The sequence below is a fragment of the Rossellomorea aquimaris genome (genome assembly GCF_000935355.1).
GTDB classification, from domain to species: domain Bacteria; phylum Bacillota; class Bacilli; order Bacillales; family Bacillaceae_B; genus Rossellomorea; species Rossellomorea aquimaris_B.
This window is the reverse complement of the sequence record NZ_JXZC01000003.1, coordinates 193932-217881: the sequence shown is the minus strand read 5'-3', so window position 1 is coordinate 217881 and position 23950 is coordinate 193932. Positions and strand designations below refer to the sequence as shown.

The 23950-nt window shown below is 35.4% G+C and carries 20 protein-coding genes; 9 read left to right on the top strand and 11 right to left on the bottom strand.

Annotated elements, in window-relative coordinates; all coding sequences use genetic code 11:
• Positions 1–232 precede the first annotated feature (232 nt).
• The 3 genes from TV75_RS10605 to drmA are packed head-to-tail and all read right to left on the bottom strand — an operon-like array spanning position 233 to position 6172.
• Positions 233–1015, bottom strand: coding sequence for a phospholipase D-like domain-containing protein (locus tag TV75_RS10605; RefSeq protein WP_052504523.1), 783 nt, complete (start codon positions 1013–1015; stop codon positions 233–235).
• The gene (drmB, locus tag TV75_RS10600) at positions 1008–2819 is read right to left on the bottom strand and encodes a DUF1998 domain-containing protein (RefSeq protein WP_044338716.1); all 1812 of its coding nucleotides are present in this window, start codon (positions 2817–2819) and stop codon (positions 1008–1010) included. Before drmB ends, TV75_RS10605 begins: the two co-directional genes overlap by 8 nt.
• A gap of 5 nt (positions 2820–2824) precedes the next feature.
• Positions 2825–6172, bottom strand: a complete 3348-nt coding sequence (gene drmA, locus TV75_RS10595; protein ID WP_044338715.1) for a DISARM system helicase DrmA — start codon at positions 6170–6172, stop codon at positions 2825–2827.
• A 134-nt stretch (positions 6173–6306) separates the two neighbouring features.
• Here drmA and TV75_RS10590 point away from each other — a divergent pair, with 134 nt between their 5' ends.
• Entirely contained in the window at positions 6307–8133 is a 1827-nt protein-coding gene (locus TV75_RS10590) for an ATP-dependent helicase (protein ID WP_044338714.1), read from the top strand.
• 11 nt (positions 8134–8144) lie between these two features.
• Positions 8145–9599 (top strand): 3'-5' exonuclease, encoded by a 1455-nt coding sequence (locus TV75_RS10585; RefSeq protein ID WP_044338713.1) that lies wholly within the window; start codon positions 8145–8147, stop codon positions 9597–9599.
• Positions 9600–10086: 487 nt separating this feature from the next.
• On the opposite strand, the gene TV75_RS10580 is transcribed toward TV75_RS10585, so the two are convergent.
• Complete coding sequence (locus TV75_RS10580) at positions 10087–11388, bottom strand: LlaJI family restriction endonuclease (protein ID WP_044338712.1); 1302 nt, start codon at positions 11386–11388, stop codon at positions 10087–10089.
• A 33-nt stretch (positions 11389–11421) separates the two neighbouring features.
• Positions 11422–13059 carry an AAA family ATPase gene (locus tag TV75_RS21180; RefSeq protein WP_052504522.1) on the bottom strand — a complete coding sequence of 546 codons (1638 nt, stop codon included), beginning with the start codon at positions 13057–13059 and terminating at the stop codon, positions 11422–11424.
• Between the two features lie 198 nt (positions 13060–13257).
• On the opposite strand from TV75_RS21180, the gene TV75_RS10570 reads away from it, so the two are divergent.
• The 4 genes from TV75_RS10570 (at position 13258) to TV75_RS10555 (ending at position 16736) form a co-directional block, all read left to right on the top strand.
• Complete coding sequence (locus TV75_RS10570) at positions 13258–13551, top strand: hypothetical protein (RefSeq protein ID WP_044338711.1); 294 nt, start codon at positions 13258–13260, stop codon at positions 13549–13551.
• An 86-nt stretch (positions 13552–13637) separates the two neighbouring features.
• Positions 13638–14708: a hypothetical protein gene (locus tag TV75_RS10565; protein ID WP_044338710.1), complete on the top strand. Its 1071-nt coding sequence runs from the start codon at positions 13638–13640 to the stop codon at positions 14706–14708.
• A gap of 209 nt (positions 14709–14917) precedes the next feature.
• Positions 14918–15889: a type II restriction endonuclease gene (locus TV75_RS10560; protein WP_052504521.1), complete on the top strand. Its 972-nt coding sequence runs from the start codon at positions 14918–14920 to the stop codon at positions 15887–15889.
• Positions 15890–16541: 652 nt separating this feature from the next.
• A complete protein-coding gene (locus tag TV75_RS10555; RefSeq protein ID WP_044338709.1) occupies positions 16542–16736 on the top strand; it encodes a hypothetical protein in 195 nt (64 codons plus the stop codon).
• Positions 16737–17066: 330 nt separating this feature from the next.
• Here the strand turns inward: TV75_RS10555 and dcm are convergent, their stop codons facing one another.
• From dcm to TV75_RS10530, 5 genes are all read right to left on the bottom strand, one after another.
• Positions 17067–18248: a DNA (cytosine-5-)-methyltransferase gene (gene dcm / locus TV75_RS10550; protein ID WP_044338708.1), complete on the bottom strand. Its 1182-nt coding sequence runs from the start codon at positions 18246–18248 to the stop codon at positions 17067–17069.
• A gap of 191 nt (positions 18249–18439) precedes the next feature.
• A complete protein-coding gene (locus TV75_RS10545; RefSeq protein WP_044338707.1) occupies positions 18440–19213 on the bottom strand; it encodes a GIY-YIG nuclease family protein in 774 nt (257 codons plus the stop codon).
• A 125-nt stretch (positions 19214–19338) separates the two neighbouring features.
• A complete protein-coding gene (locus TV75_RS10540; RefSeq protein WP_044338706.1) occupies positions 19339–19740 on the bottom strand; it encodes a hypothetical protein in 402 nt (133 codons plus the stop codon).
• A gap of 227 nt (positions 19741–19967) precedes the next feature.
• On the bottom strand, positions 19968–20834 hold the full coding sequence (locus tag TV75_RS10535; RefSeq protein WP_044338705.1) for a phosphorothioated DNA-binding restriction endonuclease: 867 nt from the start codon (positions 20832–20834) through the stop codon (positions 19968–19970).
• 64 nt (positions 20835–20898) lie between these two features.
• The gene (locus TV75_RS10530; RefSeq protein ID WP_044338704.1) at positions 20899–21222 is read right to left on the bottom strand and encodes a nucleoside triphosphate pyrophosphohydrolase; all 324 of its coding nucleotides are present in this window, start codon (positions 21220–21222) and stop codon (positions 20899–20901) included.
• 254 nt (positions 21223–21476) lie between these two features.
• On the opposite strand from TV75_RS10530, the gene TV75_RS10525 reads away from it, so the two are divergent.
• A complete protein-coding gene (locus tag TV75_RS10525) occupies positions 21477–21776 on the top strand; it encodes a helix-turn-helix domain-containing protein (protein ID WP_044338703.1) in 300 nt (99 codons plus the stop codon).
• Positions 21777–21989: 213 nt separating this feature from the next.
• Here TV75_RS10525 and TV75_RS10520 read toward each other — a convergent pair whose 3' ends face one another.
• Positions 21990–22712 carry an HNH endonuclease gene (locus tag TV75_RS10520; protein WP_044338702.1) on the bottom strand — a complete coding sequence of 241 codons (723 nt, stop codon included), beginning with the start codon at positions 22710–22712 and terminating at the stop codon, positions 21990–21992.
• Between the two features lie 219 nt (positions 22713–22931).
• Between TV75_RS10520 and TV75_RS10515 the strand changes: the two genes are divergently transcribed.
• A complete protein-coding gene (locus TV75_RS10515; RefSeq protein ID WP_044338701.1) occupies positions 22932–23162 on the top strand; it encodes a hypothetical protein in 231 nt (76 codons plus the stop codon).
• A 318-nt stretch (positions 23163–23480) separates the two neighbouring features.
• Positions 23481–23897, top strand: a complete 417-nt coding sequence (locus tag TV75_RS10510) for a hypothetical protein (protein ID WP_044338700.1) — start codon at positions 23481–23483, stop codon at positions 23895–23897.
• The last annotated feature ends 53 nt before the right edge of the window (positions 23898–23950 follow it).

Sequence of the window (23950 nt, the reverse complement as noted above, 5' to 3'; positions counted from 1 at the left end):
ATATTTTGAACGAAATGAGAACCTGCTAATTTTATCAGAGACTATTGATGCTGATGTAGATCAAGCACTTTAAGTTTTCTCATACTAATACTTCCTTTTTATTCATTAATCCATCTTTCTTATTTTATCAAAGATAGGCGGGTAAGAGAATCATGAACTTTTTACAGAGAGTATAATTCAAAATAGAAATGACCCCGGATCTTTACCGGAGTCATTTCAAATAATAGTTTTATCAATAAGCTCGTTTCATCTGATTTTCTTTCATTAAAGAATGGTACTGTTTCCAAATATCCCTCGAAATTTCATGATTCTCTATAATCACACCTGTTTCAATGTTTTTACGGAAACCATGATAAGAAAAATTGGCAGATGTCAATAACAACTTACGTTGGTCTACTATTATTAGTTTGGCATGTAAACTTGTATAATCACTCGAATCCGTGCCAATCCAATGATAGACATTTAACTGATAGTTATCAATTTCCCAGTGTTTCATTATCTCTTTGAAGTTATTTTCCACGTCATTAACGATAATATTTACCCGGCAGTTTCTCTCTACAGCCCGTTCCACACTCTTCAATAGTTCCTTGACCGACTCTTCCCTGAATGAAAAACTATACCCCACAATAAAGACTTCTTGTTCAGCAGACTCTATTAAATACTTAACTGTATCATAAGTGTTTAGTTTTATTAGACCACTTTCAAGATTAGGACCTGTCCAAACAGGGGAAATACTTGGCTCATGCTCTTTATGTTGTTTTGCCATCATATAGGCGAGATCAAGATATTTTTTTAATTCTATTAATTGAACACTATTTTCAGCAGCTTCATTAAGCATATCGTAGGCTAAAAACTCAAGTTCGAAAGGAAACTTTAAATTAGATTGCCAAGTAATAAATTCATTGGTGATTGTCCCATTATCAATTTGTTCAAAAAGTCTCTGCAGCAAATGTTCATTAGATGATGCAAAACAAACTGAGATAAATCGTACAATTTTTTCGTTTAACTTATTCAATATCGAAGAACTCCCGTTTCTGATTAGCTACCGTCTTCACTAATAAAGATCGATCAAGATAACGGTTCGATTTCTCGCAAGAAGTCTCTGCAGACAGCATACAGCTATGACAAGCAGCACCATTGACGTCTTTTAAGATATCAACATCTTTTTCAGCACATTGGGGATCGCCTGAACAATAATGGGCAGCTGATAAAGTACGGGCTAATATCGACTCGAATTTGTCTTTAGTACCTAACTCAACCAATCCCCCGAGACTCCCTTCGGAATCAACAGTAGCCGTATATATTAGTATACCAGCCATCTCCTTTTCCGGGTCGGAATATATCCTTTCTTTTAGTGCTGATGATGAATAACCGGAATGCATCGTTAACTCCCTGATTAACGCATGTGAAAGTGTGTGAAGCAATACGTATCTCAATCCTGGAAAAGCAGGGATTTCATTTTCAGGAACTTTTCTTTCAAGATAAATTTTCTTATGAGCTGTAGCCATACCAGCGCCATAGTCTTTATGGTTCTCTTCCCAATCTTTTAACTTCTCTTGATTTATTGTCAAAAAGATGCCTTCTCCATATGTCTCGACACCTGGTAAAAAGGGTTGGGGGCTTGAACTTAATGGCGCCAGCTCTACTTGGTCGTTACCAGATTGATTATCATCACTAGAATTATTTGTTTCACCGGAAAGTCTGGCCGTTAAATCCGGTAATGGATGAATCCTTGTAAAGCCCTTCAATACCATTACTTCCTTAAGTCTCTTGACCCTTACAAGATCTGAAATATACTCCTTGAACCTGTCTGGTACGACCTCCGGCTCTGTTTCAAAATCAATTTCTTCATAGTTATGATGTTCTGTCAGTAATGCATGGTATTCAGGAGTTCGGAGATCGACATCTTCTCCTTCACTTTTGGTCCTCAGTTTCTGTACAATATCCCATACTTTATCTAGCCCAAGCCTCATAATATCTGGGTCTCTCTTCATAACAGAATCAAACACTCGTCTATCACTAATAAGTTCCTCATCGGAAAAGTCTATATTATCCTTAATAAAGCCTTCAATTCCTTCTTGTTGCAGCGCTTTCGGAATTACTATAGAACTTTCAATTGAAGAAAAATATATGTTTGATGCCCCTCTTAATAATAGTTCTTTATCATTCTCACAATCTTTTTCAAAATCTCTTAACCAGGGCCTTCTCCCACTGCATTTCCCTAATATCTTATTATTGGTAAATGCTTCACTCACAGACCTCTTTTGATTACAAGTCTTACAATATACAACAAGATCTTTTAGAGACCCTGTTTCTCCTTCATCCAGCAAATATAACTTACAGGACTTCGGATCGTACTTACCTTTTTTGTGCACATACATTCCCCATGGGAAATCATTTATATGACCTTTTTTACACGTTACAATAAAACGGACAGGATGTGTTTTGATTTTATTACAAGGTTCTCCTTCAGCATCAGGATTCTTACAATAAAGGACTCCTTCTTCTTCCACAAATTCTCTTCCACAGTACTTTCCAATCTTTCTGCATTTTGGACAGACATGATATTCAGGAAAACGATAAGCGGGGATAGTTCCAAATTCCTTACTGTCGCTGATTGGTATTGCTTTTATCTGCTGGATACCCAACTTCTTTTTCAGTCGATTCTCTTCAATTGTCTTCGATTTTGAAACATCAAATGAATCCCATTTATCAATTCCGCCCATTATAACGGAATAGTCCGGTAAGTCCACTATAGAACCTGGACCAAACGTCGTGATGAATTGACTTGGTCTGAGTTCACCAATCTTTTTACTCAATAAAATCAGTCCTTTCCAATGTAGATACCGGCAACAGGCTCAACATCTCTCATAGAGTTTGGTGTATTATAGGTGCCTCTTGAAGAATCTTGTCCTAATGGATAGAGAAGATTAGACTCATTTTCTTTTTTTCTAAAAGAGGAATAAATCAATTTACTTTTATTGGAGTCTTCTTCCCAACTTTCTATCAGATGCTCAAGATGTTCTTCAATTTCTTTCGGTGATACACCCATCTTGCGTGCTCTTTCTAGGAACACTTTAATCGTATCCTTTGCCAATTCATTTACTTTATCAACATTATTAGCTGCTGAATTTTGAGAGAGTGCACTTTCACCCAATCGCAACATGGATACTAACACCGCCGCTAATCCTCTATCCCGTGCTCTTGATGCAAAAGGGGTGACACTTATAGGTTCTACATATCTATAAAGCGCTGCGTGGTAGGCGTAGAACTCTTCATAGTGTGAGATATCTCTTGGCCTCGCCCAGTTATAAGCTGTAATGATCAGACCTGGGTGTCTTCGGCCTACCCTACTCGTGGACTGGATATATTCTGCAGTTGTTTTAGGCTGCCCATTTACAACCATCAACCCCAACCTGGGAACATCTACACCCACAGATATCATATTACTGGCAAGCAGCACATCAACAGGAGTTAATTTTCTTTCATCGTTGAAGGGCTGCATTAGACGATCCAATAATGTCGGTATCTTCCCTGAGTCGATACGGCTGGTTAACTCAGGAACATCCCGATCCAACTCCCTTTGAACAAATTTGAATCGATTTTCATCTGTATACTGTTTCTCCAATGTATTCATTCTTGCGGGAACGTCATCTTCTATTAATCTCACAGCACCGCCAAGCTCCCTGATACTATTATAGTAACCTACTAAAGTTTGATAAGGATCAAGATTTCCAAGATTAAATTCAGATGAACGCTCCATTGCCGTCACACTTGATAACAAGTTAGCAAATATTCTTAATTGAGATGTTTTCATACTTCTGCCTGGAGCAAACAGGCCGACATACATCCGACCTGGTTCTTCTTCAATGCTCCTTTGTTTAGCAAAGAATGAATCTTTATGGGTCAAACCAGGACTCGGGAAAATTTGAGTGTCCCTTGTATATAGTCCACTTATCTGTTTATGGGCATTTTTTATTGTAGCCGTTGATGCAATGATCTTAGGTCCGTATTCATTCCCATTGATGGACACTGATGATAAGTGATCCACAGCTGTCTCATAAAGTCCCACCATTGTTCCAAGCGGACCGGAAATCAGGTGAAGCTCATCTTGTATGATCAAATTTGGAGGATGGACTTGATCAGTGTTCGTTAAACTGGTAGTACCTGATACATTTTTTATGTTTGCAAGTTCATTTTGGGAATTCCCATTAGACATGAACCCCCAACCGGCTACCTCTCCCTTTACCCTGCCAAAAAGATTCTGTATCTGGGGTTCCCATGGCATACGGGCAAACTTATCGACTGTACCTATAACCATATCCGGAAGTAGCCGATATATTTCTTCATCCGTTACCAGTACGGGCAGTCCTTCTCCACCTGAATTTGTTTTATGAAATCCACACTCTTTATTTGGACAGCAAATAAGTAATCTCTTCTTTTTATCTTTCACTTTATATGTAGTGTAAAAAATAGAAGGGTTTTTTTTATCATCCACAAGCTTCTCTCCGCACCATGGACAGGAAACTAATTGAATTGGTGTTCCATTTATCCCTTTTGGTTTAAAGAACTCTATTTTTCTTTTAATCGCATCCTCTTTAGCACTTATAACTTTCTTGGCATCTTCAAATTTGTTCGGAACACTATTATCCCCAACCCATAATCCAATTCTAAATCTTGTGCTTCCCCATTTCCCAGGATCGCTCTTCCTTATTTCCTCACAAGCACAAATCATTGCGGTTGCACGTTGAAACTGTTGAACGGTTAGTAATCTAAGGGTATATCTCATGATTACAGAAACACCGGCATCCGTTCTGTATCCCTGGACATTCATTAATCTTCTATATCCTAACGTAAATGCCGCTAACCCTAGGTAGGCTTCCGTTTTACCTCCTCCAGTTGGGAACCAAAGTAAATCAGCAATACCCCGGTCTTTGGAGAATGGATCTACAACACCCTCTAAATTTTGCAGGAAAAAGGCAATCTGGAACGGCCGCCATTCCGACTTAATAGTTTGAAGAGGTTCTCCGCTTTCAATAGCCTCGGTATGAGCTCGTTGATCCGCCATTACTTTATTTGCAAACAAGAAAGCTTCCAACGCGCTTTTATCTTCACTAAGCTTTTTTAGACCAGCATGCATCCGTTCTAATGATGTTTCGCATTTTTTTATATGCAATGTCGCTGTTTCTTTATACTCTTCTTCTATATCATCGATTTCTTTCCATCTTTCTTGAATCCAATTCCCGTATTCCGTTAATAAAGGCATAAGTGCATCTTCGACTTCCCTTGCTGTCTTCTTTGAAGCCAATACGTCCATATCCAAGGTGCCGCCTTTATCCCACTTAGGAGGTAAAACCATAGGGATCTCATGTGCGGGAATAACCTCTGTCTCCAATACACTTGCTCTGGATGTCTCATGGTTCACTTCATTCCAACAGACAGCAATATTATGGCCGACACCATAAACCCCTTCATTACGATAAAGAAGTTCGTTTGACCTCGTATCTTCGTCCTGGAATCCTTTATCATTATTTGAGAAGGCATTTCTCACCATAAAACCACTTGGAGCGGCCACACGGATCTTTGGTTGAAACACACACAAATGATCAATTTCGTGTTGATCCGTTTCCTGAATGTATCGATTAACCAGGAATAAACTCACAGCATATGAATTTTGATAGGGTCTTACGATCCATTCAATGTTAATTGATTCCTTTGTGTCTTTTTCTTCAATAGACTCTATACGAGGAACTCTCTCTTTTTGTTTTATTCCGAGACCTTCCGTTAGATCTATTTGAAAACCTTTTAGCAAATAGGGAATCCGGGTCCAGTTTTTCTCTCCTGTTTCTTCATACATCCCAAATTCAATGTCTACATTAATGACCGGTTTTTGTTTATCCACTAAAAAAGATAAACCGATTGCCGAAGGATTCATCGCTTTGGCAAGAGGGGCAATGGATTCCAATGCTTCTTTAGAAGTCTCTCTTCCATTCATAGAATCTGTTTCATTCTCTTCAGCTGCAACACTTGATTGCATCGGCCAAAGAATACCAGCCAGGTATTTTTGCAAAGGTTTATTATTTATCGTTTCCTTCTCGTCTTCACAACCAATTAATTCATATCGTAAACGCTCCAATAGTTTGTCCCTGACTCTTCTATCAGCTTTTGCCATTTTACATCCTCCCAGATTCAATTAGACCACGCTATTACTATTTTACCAAATTCTCTTAAACAATTGGCTGTTTTTCTGGTAATATATTGGAAGGACAGTGACTAAACACAAAACCACCGAGGAAGGCGTTTGATATGGATAAACTGCTTAGATTATTAAACCCTCAACAGAGGGAGGTCGTCACGACCTCATCAAGATACACACAAATTATTGCAGGACCGGGGACAGGCAAAACAACAACACTCGCTGCCAAGATTCTCTATACACAGATTGAATTAGGTATACTAACCGAAAATATACTGGGTATCTCTTTTTCACGTTCAGCCAAATCACATTTATTAAATAAAATGGAAGAGTTTACAAGCATAATAGGATACGGCGGAAAACCGACTATCCTAACTTTTCACAGCTTAGCTTTTCGAATTATTAAGTATGGTATTCATTATAATGAATCACGCTTCCGGCAAGGATTCGGAACAATTCATACTGAAAACTTCATTGACTTGGATCCCTCACTAACCAGAGGCTTATGCAGTAAGTATACGGATCGTAATCTTGTAAATAAATCGATGTCACAAGCTTATAACTTAATTAGACAGGGAACCCTTGAACCCCGTCCCATAAATAATTGGAGTGATATCTCTCAAGATGCTCATTATCCTGTGAACACATACACACATGGAAGAATTTTAATTAGTGGACGTGATCTGGCAACGTTCTGGAGAAGAATAAATAAAATCGAAAAAATAAAAAATACAACAGACTTTCAAGGTCTCATTAACGAAGCTACTCGTATTCTATCTCTAAAACAAAGAACTTATAATGATATATCAATGAGTTTCAGGCATATCTTTGTTGATGAGTACCAAGATACATCTTTAGCTCAAGAAGAACTTCTTCTAAGATTAATAGACAAAAGTCAAACCGTTACAGTAGTTGGGGATAAGAACCAGACTATCTACACATTTAACGGATCAAATAGTAAAAATATGGACCGTTTCTCTGATTACTGCAAAAGAAATGCTCCGGCAAGTTCTGAAGTTATACATCTTACTCATAATTACAGATCCACCAATAAAATTATCCAAGTTGCAAATGACTTTATTGAAGACGAAACCATTCTTCCCGCAAACAATAGAAATGGAATGAAGCCACTGGTTGTTGAAACTCATTCCATTCAACTGGCAGCAGAGTTCATTGCCAAAAAAATAATCGAGCTTGTTGAGGATTCAAGCGTTTCTCTTTCAGATATTTGTATTCTTTACAGAAAGAATTCAGAGCACTCCCCTCAGGCGGATGCAGTATTTGAACAATTTGATAAATATTCTATTCGTTATAATACACAGAAACAAAACAAAGAGAAAACTGAATCTCTTATCGAGCAAGTATTAAATGTACGGGATATATATGAGGATGAGCCGTTAGAAGAAGTTATTGAAAAAATAAAAGTGAAAAATGCATCAGAGGAACTTATCAAATTCATTATTGAAGTTATGAACCAAGGTGGCGTGGATACAGATGATCTCACAGAACATATTGTTGAGATAGAAGAGGATACACCAGAAGATACAGAAACTGATGCCATCTCAATTAAATCAGTACATGATGCTAAAGGATTGGAGTATCCCATTGTATTTATTCTATACTTAGGTGATCGCGAGTTCCCACATAGCAGCCGTCCGGATATTGAGGAGGAAAAGCGATTATTATATGTCGGGCTGACCCGGGCACAAAATCAGCTGTATGTACTTGGCAAGAAGGGAATAGAATTCGAAGGATTTCTGGATAAATGTATTGATTCTGATACTACACATGTTCACTTTCACTCGTCATCAGCCGAAGAAAAGAATGAAGGATTTAACAAGGATGATAAAGATATAATCGACCAAACAACAAAACAACAAGAAGAGGAAGAAAAAAAACGTCAGGAAGAATTAAGAAAGTTAATGGATTTCTTTTAAGGAGGAGCCTCATGTCACAAGCCATTGAATTAACTAAGAAACAAAAAACATGTGTAACGTTTAAACCTGAAGGAGATTTACTTATTCAAGGAATTCCCGGGAGCGGGAAATCAACCATACTGCTTGCCAGAGCAGCGTATCTGAAAGAAACACTGCCAAGCGATTCTTTACTTGTACTGACATACAGCCGTACACTTACTAACTATGTCCGTCAACTTTGCGCAAAGACCATCTCTACACCCATTGATGCCAAGACCTTTCATCAATGGGGCCAGGAAATGCTTGAGCACACCGATTACCCACACACTCGTTTAATAGTGGGTGATAAAAGAGAAAGCGCAATCCGATTTGCAAAAAATATTGTGAATAAAAGGTATGAAACTGTTAATTTCCCTAAAATGAAAGTAAATTCTAAAAGTGATAAGTCTTTAGTCCAGTTTCTTTGCGATGAAATTGAATGGATTAAAGGCGCTGGAATCAGTAGCAGAAAAGAATACCTCGAAATATTACGTGCAGGCCGCGGAACAGATATTCGCGTTACGAAAGCACACCGGGAAACAGTTTATGATATTTTAGAGAAATATAATGAGTTACTATCTAACCACCCTAACCATCAGGGAATTGACGGAGATGATTTAGCCAGATTACTGGTTGAAAAGACAGATCAAATCCCCGAACACCTTAAACCCGATCATATATTAGTAGATGAAGCACAGGATTTACATTCTATGCAACTAAAAGCCATCAGTTCAACAACTAAACAAAGTTTAACTATTGGTGCAGATAAAGGTCAACAAATATTCAGACGTTCTTTCACCTGGAAAGACGCAGGAATTAAAGTTGTAGGCAATCGAAGTCAATTATTAAAGCAAACATTTAGATCTACACGCGAAATCATAAGGTTAGCTAATGACTTTCAACAACAAGACAAGCAGTATGTAAAAGACGAGGACTATTACCGTGCTGAAGAACCAAACATTGATGGAAAACTACCAGAACTGGCATTATGTCCAGACCGGGAAAATGAAGAAGAAACTATTATTGAACATGTCAAAACCGTTAGAAGTTCTTATCCTGCTAGTACTATAGGTATCATCGCTCATTCACATAAAAAACTGGAACGTCTCAAGGAAATTTTAGATACAAAAGGATTTCCTGTTTATCTTGTTAAAGAAGAGAACGCTGATATTATTTCCCCTGGTGTCAAATTAATTACCTATCAATCGTCCAAAGGGCTGGAATTTGATCATGTTATAATTACTGATCTAAAAAAAGGAAAATTGCCATACAGAGCCCCTTCACCGGGAGAGGATGAACAAGATTTTATGTCCCGTGAAAGAAAAAAACTTTATGTTGCCATGACACGGGCCAAGAAAACACTATTACTTGTGGCTCAGAAAGAGTACTCTCCTTTTGTTCATGAGTTAAATACAGATTTGTATACTTTGAAAAGAAATAATTGTTAAAAATAGAGTGGACTATTAATTAATTAATCCACTCTTCGCTACTTATTTGTCGAATATTCTAATAATAAAATTAATGCTAATTAATGATTTTTGAGGATAAAATTCTTACTAGCTTTTTCTTAGGACTAATATACAAACAAAAAACAGTCGCGATAAGATTAAAAATGATTTTACTACCAACAATATAAAAAAAGAGCTAAAGAGGTTAACTGTAAATAAACCTCATATAGCTCTTTTTTTGGGGGAATAATGAATTTCCGCTTGGTCATTATCCTCTACTATTATCCAATTAATTTCCAGTTTATATAGGAATTAACCAATAAATATCCAGAGATTCTCCTCCGAGCCCCTTCAGTTCTAATATCCTGTAAATTGTTTGCTTAACCTTTACAATCACTTTTCCACATCGGAATGTAAATTGCCTTTGTAGAACAGACTTGGTTAGTTTGCATCACATTTTGTCTTTTGATAACAAATCATTAATCGCTTATGATAACCTGTTAATAAAATTGAACTTTTCCTTTTCAATAAAACATTTCATTGATAAGAAAGTATTCACTTTATAAGCCTTAATATCATCGAAGTCACTATTATTCTCAATATTTACTCTGCCAATATATTTTACCGGATCAATATCTCCTGACGGGAAAAGGAATATGTTCTCTACACCTTCTAGATTTTTCAGTTTACTTTCTAAACGCTTATTTGTTAATTTAAAATTCTCTGATTTTATATTCTTGAATATGGTAAAAGCGTAAAATAACTGTTTTACTACATCTGGCCAACCTGGTAAATTGCTTTCAATATTATAATATTTCGCATCCAGTATATAGAGTTGCTTTTCTTTCATTACCATAATATCCGGCCTTTGATTTTGAACAGGAGCATTACTTTCGATTTCCCAATTTAATTTTGGAATTATGCTTTTAAGGTTATTGTATTGATTCTTGAAGTTATAGCTACAGATATACTCCCATACATTCTGAAAATATGGTGTAATTAATGTTTCAAGGTTCTTATCACTATTATCACTTTCTATTTCTATTCCTGCTAAGAAATCGATCATCATTTTTATGACGTTCAATTCTCTTTCCACGAAAGTGCTATTTATTTCAGATGTTAAGAAGTTTACACCATACGGTATATCAAAATCTAACTCAACTTCCTCTAAGTTAATATTTTCAACGGTTAATCCAAATAACCAACCGTACCTTTCCACACTTTTATAAATACAATATTTATGTAATAAATATAGTCTGTTTTGACGATCAATAGTGGATTTTCGTGAAATTGATTCAGTATAAATAACAGACCGACCTGAGAAAATTGGTTGCATTTTATTTATTGTCGCTGGCCAATCTGTTTTTCCTGATAAAGATAAAGATTTTTCTTTGATTTCCTTCATTAGAAAACCATTATCAGTGAAATCTTGGAGAAGGCGGTATGCAGTATATAGGTTTTCATCTTGTTGTCCGTCCTTTCTACCTAACAAGTCCATCTCCTCAGGACTTAAATTGGCCATTGCACTATATTTTAATAGAACCTGAAATAGCACTTGTATATGTTCTAATATATTTCCTTCATATGTAGGAATATTGTATGCTTTCGGAAATATAATTATAAATTTATTTCTATAAATTAAAACGCCCGTTGCAATAAATTTAATTTTATTCTTACTGATCTTGCATATTCCTTTATTCACCAACTGAGTTATTAGCTCAGTTGGGTATTCATTTCTTGGATAATCAACATATTCTATAACCGTGGTATAGTTTGGTCTTTGGTTCACTCATTCATCCCACCATATGTAAGCTTAATCCTTCTATTCATCCTCTTGCTCTTCTCCTGCCTGCTCTTGTTGTTCCAACTCTCGCTCGCCTTCTTCTTCAGCTACTAACTCGTATATATCATCTTTAATATTCATTACATCAATTCCTGAAGCATATCCCGATACCAAATCTGAATATGTTCTAATTTCAGAATCAAAAAAATTATCTCTTTTCAACCTTAAAACATCATCCCACAAGTAAATCAGTAATTTGGATGAGAAACTGGTACTATCTCCTATCTCACTTGGACTAATAAAATATGGGCCGATTAATCGGTCTTCATTTATACCCAAATTTTTGAGTTTTCTATTGATTGAGCTAAGAATATGCCTCCATTTAAAATCTTCTCTTGCATATGTTATTAAGCTGTTTTCATGTGTGAATCCTTTCTCCTTAATAGACATGTACTTAAACTTCCAGCGTCTCTTAAATGCTGAATCAAGTACAAAAACACCCTGATCTGCACTATTCATCGTAGCAACAATGTTCATATTTTTAGGTATAAATATTCCATCTATGAATTTACGCCTAACATCTTCTATAGACATTAAGTAGTTCTTAAGTTCTTCGCTTGGATTAATTTTGTAGTGACTGCTCCCATCAGTCTTCCTATCAAGTAACTGAAATATATCTCCAAATACAGCTGGTGCGTTTGCCCTATTTAACTCCTCTATAAGTAAGGTAAATTTAATATCTGATCTGCGAACTGCATTGATCAATACATTTATAAATGGACCAGGTCTAAATTGGTAGTCTATAATAGGCTCCCCAACTTCAAATTCCTCACCGCTTATTCTACGCAAACTGGTTTCTACTTGCTTATATAATGGTGTAGGTTTATAACTTCCTATAAAATCGTAATAAGAATATTCCGAGTGAAAAACTACCCTCGTTAAATCAGAAAAATTATCTTCTAAGTATTTACTCTTACCTGTTCCGGGTGCACCATATACAATTAAATTCTCGGCAGGAGAATCTGTTCGGAAATCTTTTTGATCAATAAGCTCTTGAACTTCTTCACGTAAATCGAGAGCATATTGCATTAGATGTCTGTCAGAGGCTAAAAAGTATACTATATCCGCAACATAAGTTTGACTCACATTAACTAGTCCAAGTAAGTTAAGGGTAGGTGAAACATAATAATCATGTCTATTGACAGTTTTACTGCCAAACCACCACTCATAATCAGTTAAAAATCGACATAAGTAATTAACACTGTTCTGATCATCAGGATAATAATGCTCTATCGCTTCCTTTATTTCTGGAGCAAAATCCTCTATATCTTTATCTTTCAGGTTTTTTACTTTTTCATAAAACTGTGTACGGCTCATTCCATCTACCTCTGAATTAGCAATACTATCTAAAACGTTCCTATAATTAATAAGTTCAGATGCAAATTCTACAACAAATGTAGCAATATAGAACCACTGATTTGGACAGAAAATTTTATTGTTAGAGCTGGAGGTAATTTCAGCAGAATAATCAAAGAATTGAATTGTTGTATTTCTTCCCTCCAAGATTTGAGAAAATCTTTCTTTGAAATCTCTATTTAGTCTAAAGTCTTCATTTATAAAATTATTTTGGTAATTTCGCCTTGATGAAATAGCTAATTCATTTAAATTTCTTAGCACAAAAATTCTCCTCCAAATCGTATAATTTTACTCATTTCCATTATAACCCTTTTTTTTATTACTTTCAGTAGGTTTGGTTTTATTGCCTAGTAGATTTGAGCTAAGATTTAAATATCCTTTAATAAAATGGTTAAATTGGCTATAATTTAACAAAGCTAATGGCCTTGTATTCTAAATATAGTGTGGTGTTGGAAATAATTGAAACATGCAGTTATTTATTTAAGACAAAATAAAAAAGAGAGTATAGAGGAGTTATTAGAAAGCGCTGATAAATATATTGCTGACTTGAAAAATCAATATAAAATTATTAATGTGTTTTTTGACAACTTCAACGATAGAAGTAATTTAGATAATTTTCTAAATTCTGCCCCTAATAAATTCGATATTATTATTATAGATCATATTATTGAGGATGAATTTGACTTAAAGCTTATCAAAGAATTATCCAGAATGGAAAAATTTCAAGTCGTATACTTGATACGTATCCCTTAAAATAAGACAATATCTACTCTTGTTAAAGTTTATCTTATATTGTAGTTAGAATGAGGTTCTTTTTTTATGCTGAGGGGGAATTTACTATGATGCTTGATTTTAATAATGAAAATCAATTAATAAACTTTTTGAAGCGTGATAAACATAAGCTTTTAGAAGGTTTAGTGGTCGAAGATTTTTTCATGAAAGATGTAATTAATACTCAAAAGTGGAATCCTTGGATAAGTACTGGGTGGTGGGCAACTAAAGTTAATGACCCAAAGGGTGATTCAGACTATATTCTTTTTCACGTTACAAGTATCTTTCCATCTGCTAATGATATTGATATTTATAAGACATTAATGTCAAAACAAGTAGTCGTTTATCATGTTTTACTCTCTAAGAACAACCTTTATTTTTTAGAGTTAAATGAACTAGTCCTACAGCAACCATTAAATTTCCATAACTATATACACGAATATGTTTTTCTATCAAAAAATCAGTTGATTAAAAAGAATAGTGTTCATAAAGCTAAAGATGAAACTAGAGACTCCTTCTTACAGGATAGAGCCATTACATATTTTCGGAAATATAATATTATAAAAGAAATTGCCCTCCAAAGATATTTTGCAAATTATTTTTTAACAGTACATTTTTCCGGCTCTATAATTAACATAGATAGCTTTATGGCCTTTTCTGACGGTTTAGCTGCATTTGAAATTAAATTCAAATACCCAGATAGTAAAGGGGCTTATGGTATTAATACGGGGCCAGCAAATCTATTTCACTGGTTACTCAAGAAAGATATTTTTATCCACCATTATATCGCTAAAAACCCAAGCTGCAAAAAGAACATTGGAATATTCGAAGTAATAACCTCACAAAGTCTAAAGTCAAGCTTTTACTGGGAGAAAGTGATTTTAAATAAAGAAGAACTAATTGGTTCAGATTCTATAGCACCGGAGGAAACTAGTATTGCTGGAGATCATACTGTAAATTTTAAATCCATTTCAGCAAATAAATTCATGTTAACAAACTTCCCTGTTGCCAATTGTTTGAACTCCTTATGGATCCCCCTTAAAAAGTGTCCCCAATGCGGGCATGAACAAGTAGTTATTAATGGGAAATATAGCTATTTCTTGGGATGCTCTACTTACAAAGCATGTTCTAAATCTTAAAAAGTTAATATAAATAAATTAAAAATCCTTGAAGTAAAAATGCAAATCTGTATATTGCTTCATGGATTTTTTTAACAATATTTTTGAAGGGAGCGCTCCCCTTTTTATATGTTAACATTACGCTCTAATTATGAATAACCATTCTAACCCTAGAATTAAGGGGTATCCTTGGTTATACTGGGATAAAATAGAAGAATAGGAGAATTAGAATGGATATTGATAGGTTTAGAAATGATTTCGTACGAAGTGAGCGCAGGAGATTTATGCCAACTTCTTTAGAAATGACAAATAAAGCTTTCTTGGATAATAATTTTGGTGAATTTTCTCAAGAGTACTTTTTTGAGAATGCATCAGAATATATTTATACAATGAGGGCAACTGTGTGGAAAGAATTTTTAGATTTAGAAAAAAAATTCACTGCGAATACATCTGAGAAGTTAGTTGCCCATAGTAATACAGATAGGCTTTCTTCAATAGTCACTGATTCTAAATATACAACAGAAGAAAAAGTAACAAAGTTTGTTAGCGACTTTATAAAGCAGTTTGACGAATATTTATATGCTTTACATTTAAGCAATACTCAATCAAGACGTTCTCGAGCTGGAAATGAATTTGAATATATAATTTACAAGCTACTAGCCCATGCGAATTTTCAATTTGATGATCAAGGAATGCTAGGTAACGAAAGGTTTGAGTCTGTCGGACTAGGAAAGCTAGTTGATATTGCTGTTCCTGGAGTAGTTGAATATAATCAAGAGAAGCATAAGTGTGCTTTAATTTCAATGAAAACAACCTTAAGGGAGCGCTGGCAGGAAGTGCCTGAAGAGTTAAATCGTACAGGTGCTCAATCAATGTATTTACTAACATTAGATGAAGATATTTCAGGTCCTAAAATTGATACAATCTACGGTAATAATGTGCACTTAGTGGTACCTGATAAAGAAAAAGAGGCTAAACATAAAACTAATTCAAAAGTTTACGGAATGACTGAATTTCTTTATGAACTAGATGATATAAGGCGCTATTGGGCTCGCAAAAATCCAACACACTTGGGAAAATCATATTATGAGGAAAAGATCAAAATCTATAATTTTAGAAAGAACGCAACTCCTCTTTCAAGTGAAAAGAAAATATATGAGAGCTACATTTCACTATTTAAAGATAAACTAGACAAGTTTTGAGTAACAGTGTCCCTAAAAACATAATTCTCTTGATCGATATAGAATAGTTTTTCCTATCCTGGGATGTCTATTCAATAAACCTCTAGCCGGATTTACAGTTTAAGTGAATAGTTCTAACTCGTAAAATACTTCTCTTCCAAATCAAAAAGATATCAAAAACAATTACAGAGCCCTCATTCAACTTTAAGGGCTCTCTTATTTAACGTATCTTCCAGTCATCAAACATTTGGAGAACTTGCTCTAGTTCAAGTGAGATTTCTTCTTGCGTGGTAGGCTATCACAAAGTGATAACCCTACGTGACAAATCTTCAGTTTCAAGTTTAGAAAGCTTGGCTTCTAAGCCAAATGATTTTCATTCTTCTCTTTACACTCCTAAACTAAGGAATGAAGCCTTTTTAAGTTCAATTAAAATATTGATATTAGACTTTAATTTGCCCTTTCCACTCATTTCACTTCAACTAAGCTCTAGTGAATCCTACCTTTTTTTCTGGCCTGATGTCGACGCTACTACATACAGATTGGATACTTCTACTGAAGAGAAAACCCAATTCTTTCTTGAATTTAATATTCGAGGTGAAAAACATAAAAATATACTGGATTGAATAGATAGAAGGTAAGAGACCTTACAGCAGAAATTAAAGGAGAGAGAGAAATGAGCGATAAGAAAGGAGAAATCGAATACTATAGGGAAAAGATTGAGGAGTATGCAGATGAGATTTTTAATGATGAACCGCCCCGAAGCACACCAATGAGGAATAGAAATCTTGTACCCAGAGCTACCAACATTATTTCTGACATTCATCTGTTGCAAAAGATATTCTCTAGGCATTATGGTATACGGAAATGAGAAGTGTTTATAACCCTAAATTAGATAGTAGCTCGTCCAAAATAAATATAATCTCACTGATGACGATATAGAACTGATTGAATTTGTCACTGAAGACCATTCCTAAGAGCAATCAAGAATTTTGTGATAGAAAAACTTAACCGAAATAAAAAAGAGACCAAGAGGTTACTCAATATTATGAAAAAATCAATTGGAATATCATAAAAATTTGGGAGCATGAAATAAAAAGCGACATGGGAAGTACCATAAATGAAATTGTTTAGTTTCTTTTTTGAAAAATCGAAAAGGTAAAGGGAGGAATCATTCTCCCTGATTCCCCTTTAACCTTTATTATTTTGTTTTTTCTTTTTCCAATGCATTAGCATATTGGAATCCCACACTATTCTCGATTGCTTCTATCATATTCTTAGCTATTGCTTCAACAACAGGTACTGAAACAGAATTTCCAAATTGACGATATGCTTGAGTATCAGAAACCGGTATTACAAAGTCCTTAGGGAAACCTTGTAAACGAGCACACTCTCTAGGTGTTAATTTTCTCGGGTTTTTTTCCGGTCCTTGATCAATCAATATTTCACTTCCATCTTTATAATATCGAGCGCTAATAGTATTAGTATACTTACTTTCAGCATTAAATAAGGAAAAACCAAAACCATTCCCCTTCTTCTTATGTTCTTCTTTTCTTCTAAGATGTCCTTGGTATAATCTATCTGAAATAGTATATTTTTCATCTACTTTATTTTCAAGTATATCACCTACTCTAGTAGGTTTATGGGTAGGGTCAGGAAATGAAAATGGTATAGACTTACCACCTAAAGGATTATAAAAACCGACTATATATACTCGCTCTCTATTTTGAGGAACTCCAAAATCAGCAGCTCTTAATACTTCAAAATCAACAGTATAGTTCAAATCTTCTCTTAAAACACGAAGTATAGTTTCTAGTGTTTTACCTTTGTTATGTCCTCTTAATTGTTTTACATTTTCCAACAAGAACGCCTGAGGTTTTCGTTCTTTTAAAATACGAGCTATATCAAAGAAGAGCGTCCCCCGTGTATCCTCAAACCCTTTTCTTAGACCTGCTTGGGAAAAGGGCTGACAAGGAAATCCCCCAAGAAGAATATTGTGCTCCGGTATCTGACCTATTGGTACCTGTGTAATATCTCCTACAGGTTCCTCTCCAAAGTTCATCTTATATGTCTTAACAGCAAACTTGTCCCACTCTGAAGCAAAGACAGAGAGTCCTCCATGCTTTTGAAATGCTAATCTAATGCCACCTATACCCGCAAAAAGGTCAATCATTGTAAAACGGGGATCTTCTGGTTCAGTAAAAGGTGGTTGTTCAGGAAAATCCATAATAGTTTTATATTCAAGTGGAGAGGGAACAGATTCACCGTTCTCCCATCTTCTCAATGTTCTATCTCCATTTTTACCTAGCCCTAAAGCATCAGAAAATTCTTTTTGAGTAAGGCCAAGCCGTTCTCTCTTTTCCTTAATTTCTTGTATTTTCATTTTGTGTCTCCTTTAGGTCAGTTTGTCCTTCATATGACACAAATTATACCGAACGTACATTTGCTTGTCCATACTTTTATAAAAAATTATATATATTTTTTTATAAATACAGTAATTCTACAAATCTTTATTCTGGAGTAATCCAATGTTACTATTAATTGTCTATTCAGGATTAACTGATTAATACAAACTTATAATTTTAGTTGTATCAAAGTTTTCAATTTCACTCTGTCTTTCATTCCAATAGTTTTTGCTTTTTTTAATACCATATCTTTTGTCCAACCACTTGAGCTTGAGATAATATAATTGATGATTTCTTCTTTATGGTTTCTATTATCTTCTGGTTTCTTCGGTCTATTGAATTCTTTTAAATCTGCTTTTCCATATTCAATATTTTGATTCACAATTTCTGTTTTAAAAACTTCCATTAATACAATATCTTCTATACCAATCCCATAACGTACCAGACGCTTACTCTTATAGAATTCCATTAGCTTTCTTTGATAGTAGGGCCATTCAGAATACCAGTTATCTCTTTTCCTCATCTCATTTTCCCGATAATAATGATCTACAGCTTTATGGTAGTCCTGATTTTGCTTTGTTTTATCATCAGGTATATCTGACCGCAAATCCTTATTAAAAACCGGCTTCAACTTTGCTATGGTAAAAGCTTCAAACCAGATAAAATCTGTAGTTGAAAGCTTTATAAGTTTAACAGAATGTAGGAATTTATAATGTTCCTTAACTATCATTCCTTTTTTGTTTCGTGCTAATTCTTTTGTCTTTGCTTGTATATGATTGCAAACTCTACCTCCAATATTTGTTGCCCTTCCAACATATATTGGATCTCCCTCTATATCAAAAAATATATAAACGCCATACCCGCCTATTTTGCTGATTTCTAATTGTTCCCAGACAAAATACTCATAAACTCCATAAGTTTTAAATTTTATTATTGGATCCAATCTACAATACCTCCTTTAACAACTTCTTTCAATAAAGAAAAGCTACTATAGTATATAAAAATGAAAAAAATGCCCACATATATAGTAAGGCATTCTTTCCAGTGACCATAACCATTTCATATTCCTTAATTTAGAGGAACATCTTCACTTTTTACCATATAATGTTTTTTGCTGTGTTCATCAGGTATCTTACCAAAGGTGTACTTCTTAAATTCTGTTTGATAATCCTTGACGTTAGGGTCATTATGAAATTGAATGGCAGTCATATCAATAACCCCAGAATAGTAAGGGGTGCTGCTATCATATTTGATTTTATTAAATACAACCCAATGATCAACATCATCAATGAAACATTTCCCTAACTGGTACTCTTTATATTTTTCCTTATGTAAAATTTCCAATGCTATTTCCGAAGCTTCCTTACACCATCCCATATAAGAATCTGGATTAGAGTCATCTGGTCTTTTAAGCCGAATATCCATCTCTTGTTTGATTTCTTTAATTACTATTTCTAACTCTTTTTTCATTGAATACGCCTCTTCTTTTTTACTTAACCACTAATGGAAAAGTACTATTAGACATTAATGTAAGTATCATATTTGAAATTATTAAAGTAATGTTAATCATAATAATACACATCTGCAAGTCCCTATTTGCATCTCTTGTTTAGTAGCTTCATATACGATCATATTCGTTAGCCTTTCGTCCACAGTATATTCCTATTATTTAGTTCATATTTTCAGTATTGCAGAAATTAACAACCATATTGTGGGCCTTTAAACACTTCCCTGATATGCCAATCTATAAACGAACGATCAGGCTGATAATTTGACTGAATTGGCTCACGTACCGCCTCACCATTAAACCTCATCAACCACTCTTCAAACCCATTACTCCCATGTGCATCCTGAGAAACTACCATCCTTCTCTCAGTGGTAAAAGTAAACACTCCCCTATCAAATAGCTTATGGTGCAAAGAACACAAAGCTATTCCATTTTCTTCAGTATCCGGACCACCAGCCTGGTGCCATTTAATATGGGCTGCTTCGACCCCTACGAGTGTATGGGCAAGTCTTACATTAAAACCGCAAACAGCACAACTGTATCCGTAAGCCCTTAAAATTTTCTCCCTGAATTTAGGATCCCTCTTCTTTTTCGTATAAACGGTGAAATCCAGTCCGACAGCATCCAAAATATCTTGGTGGGTCGATTCTGGAAAATGACTATCTAATATGATATGGGCAATCTCCTGGACGAGCCTGGGGTCCTCTTTTAGAAGATGATATACATCCGGGGTGAAACCTCCGGCAACTTCATCCGCCAGTAGTTGCCGATTACTCGGACTCTTAGGATTTGCTTCTTTATCAAGAAGCCATATCCCATCTCTCCTCAACCGTACAAAAGGTTCTTCAGGGTGGTAGGATTTCCTAAGCGGTCCGAATTCCCTCAGTAGCTCTGTTAACTTCTCTCTTGTAATCTCATAACTTATGAATCTGGGTTTATCAGCTTGAAGCTGCCCCAAAGCAAACAAGATTAACAATGGTTTATGGGGAGCTCTCTGATCCCCTTTTTTCCATGTGGACAGGTTATTAATTCTTTCCTTTAACTCAAAGCAGTTCATCGTTTTCCACCACTCATAGATTTATTTCTTCCTATATAATAGGTAAGTTGGAACCTACATTGAATCAATCCTTTACCTCAATCAGGAATATCTTATCCTTAAATCCCCCACGCTTTTCAGCCTTATCTTTCCGTACTGCTTCAATTTCTTCAATAGTAGATCCTTGTTGCTTTGACAAAGCCCTGACAACCTCCAAGAGATCAGCAAGCTCTTCCACAGCTTCTTCATCCGTTTCAGCCGCACAGTATTCATCAAGTTCTTCATAAGCTTTTTCTTTTAAGTACTTTATGTAGTCTTTATCGTTGAGGATCTCTGTTGAAAACTCCTTACCATTACTTTTAATCATTTGTGGAATTTTATCCCGGACTAACTTGTTGTAGGTCGGCATGCTGGTGACCTCCTATAGATTATATTATCTATATTTTAACATTTATATGGAGTCCATAGAGCAAAGATGGATATATCAGTTGCTTTCTTACCAATTCTCAATCCCTATTAGTCACCTGAATGTAATAATTCCTTTGAAATAACCAGTGACAAAAATAAATTAATTTTTTTACATGATTTGTAATAATCCCACTTAGTGTTCGTGGTACAGGATTTTCCCCAATTTGATAATGGTTCTAATAAGGGGGGAATCCTTTGGTAAAAGAAGAAAATAAACCTTTTGCGGAATTACTGGGAAAGCTACTGAAGAGAAGAAGAGTTGAAATGGATATGACCCAGGCTGAGTTTGCCTGGATCACTAAAATGTCTGAAGATGGCTACGGAAGGATTGAGAGAGGAGAAAGAATTCCAACCTCATTAACACTAAGCAGAATACATAATAATACAGGAATTAGTATTGACCGGATTTTTCAGGAAATAGATAATATAAGAAAAGACAAAAAGACAAAAAGCCAAAAGAATGACTTGGTAGTTAATTGGGGGGATTACCATTAATAAACAAGAATTGACCCTTTTAAAAGGGAAGCATACATATAATTTTATGATCGTTGGTTTTTCCCGTGAGCATGATTATGGGGAGATATATTTTACAGATCATAATAGGAGGACTTCTGTTTATAGAGGCTCGGATGTGAAGGAAGTTATAAAGTTAGCTAAGAGAGAAAGCCGCAGCTTACGTCGGGAGTAAGCTGCGGCTTTCATATTTTTTTATAGAGTGCTTAATTTCATTTTAAGACGCTCTTTCAATTCCTCTACCGTTAAATACACTCCATTCTCTTTCCAATGAAGCATCGCATGACAATTCGGACATACAGGAATAAGATCTTCTTTCGGGTTCACGTGATAGGCCTTCTGAATTTCATGTAGGGGTTTAATATGGTGTACGTGAATGAACTCTTCCCCCACTTCCCCATATGTATCTTCAAAGTTCATCTTACATACCTGGCATTCTGCACCATAAAGATCAATACATTGCTTGCGTGCAAGTGGATTGCGCTCATATGAATTAACAGTAATCATTCTACGCTCCCCTTCCCACCTTTCTGGTACTTCCTCAGGATAAACCTCAGCTGACAAATCCTTCTGAAAGAAAGACATGATGTAGTCACGGAGCTCACCGGTAAGTTTCCCCTGGATATTCCCTTTCAAACCATGATCCCTTAATTGATAGAGTGATAAACCATCCGTATCAACAACATCTAACAATCGGACACGTGTCTTATCCCCACCAATGGATTGAACATACTTTTCTTGGTCTACCCAAAGCGACCGATCATAGACCGTATCAATCTGAACCAATCCTTCTATCACTTCCACCTTATACCTGACCTTTTTGACACTACCTGAAACATACAAAAATAAGATATCACCATTTTCATAGTTGAAGGAACGTATCCAGTCAAGCCGGCACCAGCCAGATACGGCGGGCATTTTTTATTGGCGCCGATTAGCAGTTACCTGTAGTAGCGCTACAAAACGATCCCCTTATCGCTTCGAAGGTAATCATCAATATACCATTCTCTTTATATGACTTTTAACATATTAATAAGTTTTTTTTTAGAAATGTGGAAAGAATTCAATACTAAGTAGTGATAATAATAATATCAAGGTAATAACTAATAAATAATTTATTTACGAGGAGAGGTAACAATGATCAAAGCTACTTTAAAGTTTTTCATCCGTAATTTCAAAAGGGTTTGCTACAAGATGCTTTACGTTAAGAATGATGTTGCTGTAACGGTCAAATATGGTGATGTGGATTGGGTGCTGAAATATGTACCTCGTCATTCAAAGGATATCTATTGGAAGAAACTCAGCAAAGCTGCTCCACAATTGATGAAGCCGTTTGTCGATAAAATTAATAGAAAAGGAGATTACTAAAATGCTAGAAAAAAATTTAATAATGGAGAAACATATCAATACCCTCTTCGGAATGATGAATGAATAAGGGTACTTCATCGGAGCATCAAATAACGGAGATGGCATCAATTCACCTCAGTTTATAATAGCGATCGACGATTATACAACAATAGGTGTTTGTGCAAAGCCATCCGGTGACGATAAGCCCTTCACCATTTTTCCAAATACATCGATTCATTTATCAGCAGAAAAAGTGGCAGATTTGCTTCCTGACTTAATGGGAGATGACAATGGTGGTAACGGACTAGAAAGTACCAGGAATCGGTTTTAATCTGGAGGATGGAGGCCGTCAAAAGCGTCCTTGAAAGTGTGCACCGTTATTTCGTACAGAATGGGGATTTCAATAAGCGCTCAGCTCAGCTGAAGAGGGTAGTCGGTATAACCCGTAGTTCCACCGTAGACTTCATATCTGATGAAGTGTTTTACGAGATTAAAGAAAACGGACTGGTCTTAGTCCATTACATTAAGGAAGGTGTTGTCAAAATGGGTAACTCTATTAATCAATCGGAATTTGAACGAAGGAAGAAAGCACTCCTTGACCGGATTTTAGATGACTCTAGAAAAGATTTGACGTTCAAGAAGACAAATTTAACTACCTATCAGAAAAAGCAGGTTCAAAAAGCATTCGGTCATGGCATTCAACCCGTAAGAAAACGCCAATACTTCGGTATTAAGATTGGCTGGTTCAATGATTAAAGAAGAATTGAAGAAGCTGCTGACATTTCTCTTTTACCTAATCGGAGCCTTCG